Raw genomic sequence first — 3,878 nt, 5'->3', positions numbered from 1 at the left:
ACTTTTGGAAACGCCAGTGGAAGAAGTTGCCGAAGCTGTGATCAATCAAGGCACTAATAGTCTTAGTAGTTGGCACGTGTCAATGGTAAAAGGTGATCAAGAAGATGAGGATGATTTTTAAAGAAATGGGTGATATATAATGAAATGGGGATTTAGATGGTATGGAGAAAAAGGCGACACCATTCCATTGAAAAATGTCCGACAAATACCTGGAATGAACGGTATTGTAGGTACGCTATTAGATAAACTACCTGGAGATATTTGGGAAGTTTCTGAGATCCAAGAGTTGAAACAATCAGTGGAAAAAGAAAATCTGGAATTATTAGGAATCGAAAGTGTAGCGATTCATGATGCAATAAAAGCGGGAACGCCTGAACGGGATCACTATATTGAGAATTATATTCAAACAATCAAGAACCTGTCGGAATGTGGTGTTCACATGATTTGTTACAGCTTTAAGCCAATTTTTGGTTGGGCCAAAACTGATCTATCCTATGAGAACAGCGATGGTAGTTATTCTCTTGTTTACGATCAAGCCGTCGTGGACAATATGGAAGCAGGAGACATGTACAAACTAATTCACAGTCAATCGAAAGGGTTCCGTCTACCAGGTTGGGAAGAAGATCGCTTAAAAAAATTCAATAGTTTAGTAGAGATTTACGAAGGTGTGACGGAAGAAGTATTATTTGATAATTTAGAATATTTTTTACAGAAAGTTATTCCAATATGTGAAGAAATGGATGTCAAAATGGCCATTCATCCGGACGATCCACCATGGGAAATATTTGGTTTTCCTCGCATTACAAAGAATCTGAAAGATTTAAAAAATATTCTTAGCATTGTAGACTCTCCATATAATGGAATCACTCTTTGTACAGGTTCCCTTGGTGCAGATCCAGACAATGATTTAGTTGAGATCATTCGTGAAATCGGTGATAGAATCAATTTTGTTCATTTCCGTAATGTTGAGTTTTTAGATAAAGGTAAATTCAAGGAAACGGCACATTTAAGTACTGAAGGATCGTTGGATATGTATGCAATCATGAAAGCTTTAATAGATATTGGCTTTGATGGAGTTGTTCGTCCAGACCATGGGCGTACCATTTGGGGAGAAGTTGCAATGCCTGGTTATGGTTTGTATGATCGTGCAATGGGGATTACGTATATGCAAGGACTACACGAAGCAATTACGAAGAGAAAAGAGTAGGTCTGGTTATGCTAGAAAGTGAGAGATGAATATGTTAGTAAACATGGAGCACGAGATTTATCGACAAATTGAAGAAACGAAATTGTTACCTCTTTATACTGCTACGGATCTTGCTTATTTAGATCGTTTGGAAGAGATTTTAATTAAAAATGAGGTACGGTTTATTGAAGTGACGTTTCGAAGTAGCTTAGCGACAGATGCTATCAAGAAATTAGCTCAGTCTGGAGAATTGATTGTTGGCGCAGGAACAGTGAGAACGTTGAAAGAAGCGAAAAGTGCTATCGAAAATGGTGCGAAATTTATTGTTTCACCGGCAATTGTTTCAGAGGTAATTGAGTATTGTATTGAACAAAATGTACCTATATTCCCAGGAACAGCTACGCCTAGAGATATTCAACTTGCTACGGAATATGGTATAAAAGTGGTAAAATTTTTCCCAGCAGATATCTATGGTGGATTAAAAGCAATCAACGCATTGAGCGGTCCTTTTTATGATGTTAAATTTTTGCCTACTGGTGGTATTAACCCAGAAAATTTTATGGAATATGTTCAAAATGATCACATAATAGCGGTCGGTGGTTCTTTTATTATCTCTGAAGTGATACTTAAAAAAGATAATGGTAACACAGCTGATAAAATACTAAAAACATTGGTGGATAAAATTAGATCTTAAAAAGTAGCTAGTAAATAGAGCGATTTTTCTATTAGAATCTGAATGAACGGTAAAATTCTAGATATATTGTATCAGGAAGAAATTGCTGAAAGGCGTTTGTTACTATTGAGGTTAAGTTTAGTAGAGTGATAGCGCATTAGTGTTATTACTCTACTTTTTTAATTTATTATTTCGATTTTTATTGAATACAGGTTTTCTTTATTTAAATAGTAGGTATAAGAGAAACGACTGTAATAAGTAATCTGAACACAAGATAATAAATGTTAGAGATTAAGAGTGTATGAAAGAACAAGGATTGCCATACTACCAGCAACTTCGCTGGAAAAAAATGAATCAGTAAGTAGGGATATTTATGGATAAAATCAAGTTATTTATATTTGATATGGACGGTTTAATGTTTGATACAGGCCGATTGGCTTATCGAGCCTACCTCAAATCGGCAGAAAAGCATGATTACGAGGTTACTCATAATGTATATTATTACTTAACAGGGCGGACAGAGAAAGACATACGCCAAGGGATGGAAGAATTGTACGGAGCAAACGTTCCTTATAATGAGTGGCGCAATTCAATGAATGAATTTAAAAATGAAATTTTAAAACGTGAAAAGCACGTATACAAGAAGAAAGGTTTGGTGGAGTTGCTACAATTTGCAAAAGATCAAGGAATCCAAGTTGCTTTAGCTTCATCTACACATCGAGAAAAAGTACAGTATTACTTAGAGATTGAAGAAATTCCTGAATATTTTGATATAATTGTGGCAGGGGATGAGGTTGACAAAGGAAAACCTGAACCTGAAATTTTTTTAACTGCATGTAAAAAAGCTGGAATTGCTCCTAATCACGCAGTTGTTTTTGAAGATTCCGCTGCCGGTATTGAAGCTGCTCGTCGTGCAGGAATTATTTCATTCTTGGTTGAGGACGATATCACTTATCTACCCACTAAAAAAGGTTATTATACACTACAAAAAGATTTATCTTATTTAGGAGAAAAAAAGTCAACGGCTGACTACCAATTTCCCGACCTATTACAGATTAGAAATTTTTTTCGCAAAAAAGAAATGAAATTATGAAGAATTAATTGTAAAGAGAAGAATTGGTACATTAATAACAAATAAAATAGCTGCTTTGCATGTCCACTCTGAAGGTTTTAAATAAGAGGCATGCAAAGTTTTTTATACAATAATTCTAAGTTAGATATTTTCATAATAAGCACCTAAAATTAAGTCATACATGATTAATTGAAAAGAAAATTTTGATTATAATTTTAAAAAAATAACTGTACGAAGAGATGATCTTGAATTTTTTTTTTACTCTGATTCAGGATGAGGTAGATGCGATGTCTATCATTTAAAATGATTTTCATGTATTAAAACGTTTGAAGGCCAGTCATTGCTTATTCTTTTTGTACGCGTTATCATTTCTGTGAATGAAGCATAATAAAGACAATATATATTTACAGGCGAACCAATATTTTTCATTAATTGTAGAGACAAGCTAAAATGGTGGAAGCTACTTTTCAAAGTAACAAGAATGGAGAAAAATGATGGATTTAGTGAAGCTTACTGTTTCAACAGAAGAAGAGAAAAAAGAATTGAACCAGCTTTTTGAAGAAGCAAAACCCTATTTTTTAAAAGTGGAGGGAAGAGAACCATTAGCGCCTCTAATAGACATTGATACAGTCATTCCTAATATTCCAAAAGAATTGGTTTATTGCCTAAGTATTCGCTATTTGAATCAGTTAGTTGGTTATATATGGATTTTTGAAGAATCTAAAACAAATTTCTATATTTTGCATATGTACATTTCTGATAAGTTTAAGAAACAAGGCTTAGGTAAGTTAGCCATTTATGAATTAGATAACTATTATTTGAAAAGAGATTTTTTGACAGCTGAATTATTGGTTTCTGGTTCTAATTATCTCGGTCTTAAATTTTGGACTGCGGTAGGATTTGATAAAATTATATATATAGAAGCTCCAGAAGAAAATATGATTACC

4 protein-coding genes are annotated in these 3,878 nt (G+C 33.8%); all 4 read left to right on the top strand.

Translation table 11 applies throughout. The annotated features are described in order from the left end of the window. The first annotated feature begins 139 nt into the window (after positions 1-139). Positions 140-1,207: a mannonate dehydratase gene (gene uxuA / locus RT405_RS00685; RefSeq protein ID WP_313466769.1), complete on the top strand. Its 1,068-nt coding sequence runs from the start codon at positions 140-142 to the stop codon at positions 1,205-1,207. A 31-nt stretch (positions 1,208-1,238) separates the two neighbouring features. After that, the gene (locus tag RT405_RS00680; RefSeq protein WP_313466799.1) at positions 1,239-1,880 is read left to right on the top strand and encodes a bifunctional 4-hydroxy-2-oxoglutarate aldolase/2-dehydro-3-deoxy-phosphogluconate aldolase; all 642 of its coding nucleotides are present in this window, start codon (positions 1,239-1,241) and stop codon (positions 1,878-1,880) included. 352 nt (positions 1,881-2,232) lie between these two features. Beyond that, complete coding sequence (locus RT405_RS00675) at positions 2,233-2,952, top strand: HAD family phosphatase (protein WP_313466768.1); 720 nt, start codon at positions 2,233-2,235, stop codon at positions 2,950-2,952. 473 nt (positions 2,953-3,425) lie between these two features. Next, a partial coding sequence (locus RT405_RS00670) for a GNAT family N-acetyltransferase (protein WP_313466767.1) occupies positions 3,426-3,878 on the top strand: 453 nt, incomplete at its 3' end.

Source organism: Carnobacterium sp., from assembly GCF_032094055.1.
GTDB lineage: Bacteria > Bacillota > Bacilli > Lactobacillales > Carnobacteriaceae > Carnobacterium_A.
Note: the sequence above shows the minus strand (reverse complement) of the source record. Positions and strands in the feature narration are given on the sequence as shown.